Source organism: Acidaminobacter hydrogenoformans DSM 2784, from assembly GCF_900103005.1.
Taxonomy (GTDB): Bacteria; Bacillota; Clostridia; order Peptostreptococcales; family Acidaminobacteraceae; genus Acidaminobacter; species Acidaminobacter hydrogenoformans.
This window is the reverse complement of record NZ_FMWL01000017.1, coordinates 70,413-76,888: the sequence shown is the minus strand read 5'-3', so window position 1 is coordinate 76,888 and position 6,476 is coordinate 70,413. Positions and strand designations below refer to the sequence as shown.

Genomic DNA, 6,476 nt, shown 5'->3' with positions numbered 1-6,476 from the left:
TTCGTCGTAGGGGTATGAAAAAAATAGTGGCGGATATGATGATGGTTGCTATGGCAATAAATCTGAATAAGCTTCATAGCAAAATCCAAAACAACCAAACCGGCATTATCGAGTACAAAAAAGCAGCTTAGACCAGATATTTAAAAATACGGTGAATAGGCTTTATTGTCGACCCTATAATTCAAGATCTCATGGATGGTTTGTCAATAAGCAAAATTATTGAAAGTCAGTAATTCCAATTGGCGTAAAAAAAGAGTTGCTGTGAAACTAAATGTTATAGTTTCGCAACAACTCCTTTTTAGTGCTAAGGGATGGTTTTAATTATTTCTTCTCAGATGGGATGACATTATCTCCCCTAAAAAGTGATGCCCTATGTGTTTCAGACAAGACCGACTTTGGAACGGCTGCACGAACTGTCTTTTTGGGGTCGACGACTTGACTTATTTTGAGATCAACATATAGGCTGGCCAGCAAATAAGCTTCCTCGAACGTCATGTCCAGGCATGACGCCAGCATTGTCACAGCCTGAAATGAGGCTTCATACAGCGCGTCATCTACCGTGTCCCCTGACGCTATGACCATGTAAGCTTCCAGGGTTTCAAGCACAGGCCACTTTTGTGCAGCGCCTGGAATTAACTCAAGTGTAAGCTCAACTTCAGCCTGTACCTCAAGACCGGTGAAGCACAGCTCTCCATCTCCCATGGCAGCGTGACAATCTCCAAGGGCGAGAAGCGCGCCTTCTGTATTTACAGGGAGATATAAAATATTGCCGGCGCAAATGTCTTTGGTGTCCATATTGCCGCCGTGCATCCAGGGTGAGGCAGTTCCCCAAGTGCCTGAAGCTTCTGAGGGGGCTGTGCCTATGACGCCAACCATAGGCGCAAGAGGAAGGTTAAGGCCTTTATACGTACAATGCGTACCATTTATAGGGATGATTTTGACCATGCTGTTTTCGACATGGTGCCCAAGGAGACCTTCGCCGGGTACCACAATGGCAATGCCGCGGTCTGCGACCCTGATGTCGTGGAGCGTGATTTTCAGCAGATCACCAGGGTGGGCATTGTCGACAAAGATAGGCCCTGTTGCGGGATTTAAACGATCATAATCAATTTCAGAAAGGGTTTGTCCCTCAGTCTGAATCTGTTCATGAAAACAATCATGTGTCATGACTGTAAAACGTTCTCCCGGCGAGACGGACCCTATGGGCTGCATATGTGGGGCAAACGCGTAGATGCAGGCGCTTCCATCAAAATGCTTCATGCTCGCAACAACTCCTCATTATCTCTTATAGGGACTCTGCTGGTTTAATTGCCGGTGATGACTCGAATCAAATCGTCCAGCGGCATGCCTTTAGCCACTTCAAAAGTGCCGGCTTTGAGTTTTGAGCCGAGCTTGAGCGCTTCAACCCGCTGTATAAAGGTTTGTGTGTCGGTGACAAGGCCCTTTTCTACCAGAAGCTTAGCAATAGCATAGCCTGTGGAGCCGCTCTTGATTTCTATGGTGAACTTTTCGCCGCTCGCAGCAGGTGAGGTTGCGCCGCCGCTTGCCGGCGTGCTGCTCGAGTCGCTGCTTGAGTCGCTGCTTGAGCCACTGGCTGGCAACGTATTCACAGAGGGCTGCACTTCAGAAGAGGCTTGCTGACCACTTTCGCTGTCCCCGTTTTCCGGTGTGCCGGACTGCTCTGGCGTCTGGGCTTCAGTGCCTGTTTCTTCAGAAATGACAGGTGGCTGAGACTTTGCGAGGGCGTTTGAATAGGTCATGGAGTCTGATATTTTCCACGAGACGGTCCCAATGATTAACACTACGATCAGGAGTGTGATTAAAACGTCGCCAAGATCATACAGAATGTCCTTTATCTTCTCACCCATAGGTTCCTCCCGTTTCAAGAAATAAGTAAAATACCCATGATATTTCTAAGATAAGCATAGCACAAAGTTGGGCTCAATGAAACTGAGACCAGTGCTTCGGCAGTAGTTTGTCATTATTTTTTAACCGGATCCAAGGTGAGCTCCAACAATTACTCTCCATAAAACTTGAAAGAACACGAAAAATGTACATGATACAATTCTGAAAGGCGTGTGAGTTTTGGCAACAAAGTATTACGGGGAGTGTCATTTCGCCTTCCGTCATGTTACAATTAAAGATAATTGTGGTGAGTCAGAGAGGGAGGGAATGACATGCCCGAATTTTTTAAAATGACAACAATTCACTATAAAATGACAGAGGCTTTTCTCGTGGCCAATGCTGCTTCAGCGGCGCCAGTTTATTCTCTGCTGGAGTTTCAGGGCACAAAAATTAAAAGCATCCCTGAGAATATTGATGTTTATCTTTATGGGAGTATAGATGGCATAACGGGTCTGATGGTATTTCTAATGCATGAGCATCTCTTCATCCTCTCTGGAGATCGAGGCTTGATGGGAAAATATGATTTTCTGAAACTGATCCGAAGCTACAGGCCCAAATGGATAAAGGGAAATCCCGGCGCTGTGCATCAGGTGATGCATATCGCGAAGCCTTTTTCTACGATACAGGATTCAAATGACATTATGATTATGATGGCGCAATCCCTGCCAGGAAGTGAAGCGCCTGGATTTGGAGAGGTGTGCCGTCTGCCGGAGGCACTTGACTTAAAAGAAGCGGCAGCACTGATGCAGCGGATTGAAAAAGCATTTGCCCTTCATCCCAGTTCAATCAATCGATTGAAACAACGGATCGTCCAGCGTGTTGCGGATGGGGAACAAATTTTTTGCGACCACGGGGGAGAACTGATCGCTCACGGTGCCATTGAATACTATACGCCTGAATCGGCTATGCTCGGGGGCATTTATGTCGACCCAGTCATGCGGGGCAAAGGCTGTGGCGGCTATGTGACAAGAGCGCTGATGAAACGTGTCTTCGATAAAAACATGACGCCTATATTATGTGTTTATACGGATAACAGTGAAGCGCGGGGCCTTTATGAGGCACTTGGCTTCAAAACCCAGGCGATTTTGCTGGAAATTCATCTGGATTATGATAGGAGCTGACAATTTGAAACAAATTATAATTGGTGAAAGCGAACAGGGTCAAAGGCTTGACCGTTATCTTCTCAAACTGCTCGGACGTGCGAACCGTTCGACGATCTATAAACTTATGCGAAAGAATACTTTCAAGGTCAACGGCGGGAAAGTGGCGCCGGAGTATTTTCTTCAGTCAGGGGATCAGGTGAATATCTATCTCAGTGACGAAACCTTTGATTCACTGGTCACTGAGATTCAGCAAGTTTCTCCGGAAGAAGTCTCCCTTGAGATCGTCTATGAAGATGATGAGATTTTGATTGTCAACAAGCCAAAAGGCATTCTGACTCATCCGGATAAAACGGAATACAAACGGACCTTGTCCTCCAAGGTACAGATCTATCTCAGCCACCTCTCAACCAGAACTTTCAAACCGGCGCCGGTTCACAGGCTGGACAAAAATACCAGCGGCCTTGTTCTCTTCGCAAAGACCTATGATGCCCTGAAGCATTATAACGCGCTGATGAGAGAACGAAAAATCGCCAAATTTTATTTGTGCGTGGTTGAAGGTATTATTGGCAAACCTGGAGAAATAAAGGGCTATTTGATAAAAGACGAAGAACGAAACAAAGTCAGGATTGTAAAGAGAGATTCTGATGAGACGAAATTTTTCCATACACTTTATAAGCCGCTGGAAATCAGGGGTGGGTTTACAATCCTCGAGGTGGAACTCGTGACAGGGAGGAGTCACCAGATTAGAGCTTCTCTTGCCTCCATTGGGCATCCAATAGTCGGGGACTTAAAATATGGCGCCAGACGAAGACCGGATGTCGAGAATCAGCTGCTTCATGCCTACAAACTCGTCGTAGAAAACCGTGTCTTTGAAAACCACTCCCAGGAGCTGGACCGTTTTATAGCGGCGCTTCCAACGGCAAATCACTGAGCTGGAAGCAAATTGTCATCACAAAACGCGAAGGGGTGAGATCACAGATGCATAGCTACCAATCCATTTGTAAACTTATCGATCGTTTCGACTATGGCGGCGCCCTTGACATTCTTGAGGAACTTGGACTCCGGGATACAGATCCTGCGATCCTGCTGGACTCATGCCGTTCGGCCGTGAATTTTGATTTTAACACCGCACTGGTAAAGCTTGGGCGTTTGGAAGACGATTTCGCGAAAAACAAAAGCGTCCTGCGACTTAAAAAGAATCTTCAGCAGCTGATTTCAGGCGTCCCTGAAGCCGTATTCGCTGAACTGCTTGAAAATACGAGATTTCAATTGGTCAATGAAGAGTATATCGATTTTCTGGGGAGGGCTTACCGGTTTAAGGAAGCAATTTTCAAGTATATCTTCGTAGAACGGCATTTGCAGCAAGGCAATTTTTCCATGCATATTGAAGCCATGCAGAAGCGAAGTATAATGAAAATACTGAGAAAACGTTATAAAATCTACAATGCCAACGTCGTTTTCGCGATTACGACCTATATCAACAGGCATCTGGAGGATACACGGTATGATGAGATCGCACGGATCCTGAATTCCAAAAGAATGAATGACATGATTGAGATCAGGAATGACTCCATTGTAGGACACGGATTTTCAGGTGTCAGCCGCAGTGAGCTTGTCAAGGTCTATGGTGACCCTTACACTGCCCTGAAAGAGTTTAAGAAGTGCGTAGAATTGCTGGGTCTCGAGATCAATGGCTCCAAGTATGAAGAGGTCAATGACCTTATTGTCGAGCAATTAAAAGGGATTAAGAATAATGGCAGTGAGAAAGCAATGCCTTCTGGCGAAAGGGGATCGCGCTGTTGAACGTGGACAAGCTTATTACCGTGAATGTAGAGGGACAGCGCCTGCAGTTGCCTGAAGGTACGCTTATTGAAGCGATTTCGGACCAGTTTCAGGCAAATGGCCGCCCTTTGATTGTAGCAGCCAAGGTGGCGCGTTCCCTCAGAGAGCTGACGACATCCCTTACGGAGGATGTGACAATTGAATTCATCGATTTGTCAAATCAGGATGGCGTTCGAATTTATCAGCGGAGTTTGCTCCTCGTTTTGATCAGGGCGGCCATTGAATGCTTTTCTGACATCCATTTGACGGTTGAGCATTCACTCAACAAGGGGCTCTATGTAGAGGTCCATTATGAAAGACCGTTGACGGACGCAGATGTTTTTGAAATCAGACAGCGAATGGCGGACATTATTGACAGTGGAGAGCTGTTTATGAAGGAACGTGTCTCCAAAGCGGAGGCGGCACAGATTTTCGAAGACCTGCGCATGGGTTCCAAAAAGCGCCTTCTGGATTACAGAAAAAGCGACTACATCAATGTGTATTCCCTCGGTTGGATGAAGAATTACTTTTATGGCTACATGGTGCCAAGCACCCGCTATCTTTTTTTGTTCGACCTCAAGCGTTATGCCGATGGTCTTATTCTCATGCACCCGGACCGTTTCTCACAATTCACACTTCCAGAATATCTCGAGCAGGAAAAACTTGCCCAGGTCTATAGAGAATCCGAGACATGGGCGAGGATTCTCGACGTCAGCTATGTTTATAACTTGAATGACATGATTGTCAGCGGTCAGCACCCGGAGATGATCAGGATCGCGGAGGCGCTTCACGAAAAAAAAATCGCTCAGATTGCCGACCAGATCCAAAAGAGCGGCAAGCGTGTCATACTTATTGCAGGACCATCATCCTCAGGAAAAACAACTTTTGCCCACCGTTTAATGATCCAGCTCAGAGTCAACGGACTCAGACCTGTGACTCTGGGCACGGACGATTATTTTGTCGACAGGGCGCACACACCGCTTGATGAAAACGGAGAATATGATTTTGAGTCACTCGAAGCAGTGGACACACAAAAGTTTAATGAAGATGTCACAAGGCTTTTGGCGGGGGAGACCGTTGACCTGCCAACGTTTAACTTTTTGACTGGCGAGAGAGAATACAACGGCCGCAAGCTCAAGATAGACGCGGATCAGCCTCTGGTCATAGAGGGAATTCACGGCTTGAATGAAAAAATGACAGAAATAATTGACAGGCAAACGAAGTTCAAGATCTATATCAGCGCCCTGACGCAGCTGAATATTGATGAGCATAATCGCATTCCTACCACAGATTCAAGACTCATCAGGAGAATTATCAGAGACCACAGAACGCGAGGCCATTCGGCGGGCGCCACCATACAACGCTGGCCTTCCGTCAGGCGTGGTGAAGAGCGAAATATATTCCCGTTCCAGGAAGAGGCAGATGTCATGTTCAACAGTTCCATGGTCTATGAGCTGGCTATCCTGAAGAAATACGCCGAGCCGCTGCTTCGAAGCATTGATGAAACGTGTGAAGAGAGTATCGAGGCAAAGCGGCTGCTGAAATTTTTGAGCTATTTTGTTTCCATTGACTCGGATCAGGATGTGCCAGCCACATCCATTTTGAAGGAGTTTATTGGGGGCAGCTGTTTTTGACATGCTTGTCCGG

6 protein-coding genes are annotated in these 6,476 nt (G+C 46.5%); 4 read left to right on the top strand and 2 right to left on the bottom strand.

The window, feature by feature from the left end; all coding sequences use genetic code 11:
* Window positions 1-321 precede the first annotated feature (321 nt).
* Complete coding sequence (locus tag BLP63_RS13285; protein ID WP_092592395.1) at window positions 322-1,260, bottom strand: acetamidase/formamidase family protein; 939 nt, start codon at window positions 1,258-1,260, stop codon at window positions 322-324.
* Between the two features lie 44 nt (window positions 1,261-1,304).
* Entirely contained in the window at window positions 1,305-1,868 is a 564-nt protein-coding gene (locus BLP63_RS13280) for an MltG/YceG/YrrL family protein (RefSeq protein WP_092592393.1), read from the bottom strand.
* Between the two features lie 309 nt (window positions 1,869-2,177).
* Between BLP63_RS13280 and BLP63_RS13275 the strand changes: the two genes are divergently transcribed.
* From BLP63_RS13275 to BLP63_RS13260, 4 genes are read left to right on the top strand one after another with little or no spacing between them, the layout of a single operon-like run.
* Window positions 2,178-3,026 (top strand): GNAT family N-acetyltransferase, encoded by an 849-nt coding sequence (locus BLP63_RS13275; protein WP_092592391.1) that lies wholly within the window; start codon window positions 2,178-2,180, stop codon window positions 3,024-3,026.
* Between the two features lie 4 nt (window positions 3,027-3,030).
* The gene (locus BLP63_RS13270) at window positions 3,031-3,939 is read left to right on the top strand and encodes an RluA family pseudouridine synthase (protein ID WP_170829456.1); all 909 of its coding nucleotides are present in this window, start codon (window positions 3,031-3,033) and stop codon (window positions 3,937-3,939) included.
* Window positions 3,940-3,986: 47 nt separating this feature from the next.
* Window positions 3,987-4,811 (top strand): hypothetical protein, encoded by an 825-nt coding sequence (locus BLP63_RS13265; protein WP_092592387.1) that lies wholly within the window; start codon window positions 3,987-3,989, stop codon window positions 4,809-4,811.
* Between the two features lie 2 nt (window positions 4,812-4,813).
* Window positions 4,814-6,463 (top strand): nucleoside kinase, encoded by a 1,650-nt coding sequence (locus tag BLP63_RS13260; RefSeq protein ID WP_242870916.1) that lies wholly within the window; start codon window positions 4,814-4,816, stop codon window positions 6,461-6,463.
* The last annotated feature ends 13 nt before the right edge of the window (window positions 6,464-6,476 follow it).

What these genes read in the sequence shown, in the direction of transcription:
- BLP63_RS13275 (WP_092592391.1), top strand. Translation starts at nt 2,178, where the DNA reads ATGCCCGAATTTTTTAAAATGACAACAATTCACTATAAAATGACAGAG.
- BLP63_RS13280 (WP_092592393.1), bottom strand. Translation starts at nt 1,868, where the DNA reads ATGGGTGAGAAGATAAAGGACATTCTGTATGATCTTGGCGACGTTTTA.
- BLP63_RS13265 (WP_092592387.1), top strand. Translation starts at nt 3,987, where the DNA reads ATGCATAGCTACCAATCCATTTGTAAACTTATCGATCGTTTCGACTAT.
- BLP63_RS13285 (WP_092592395.1), bottom strand. Translation starts at nt 1,260, where the DNA reads ATGAAGCATTTTGATGGAAGCGCCTGCATCTACGCGTTTGCCCCACAT.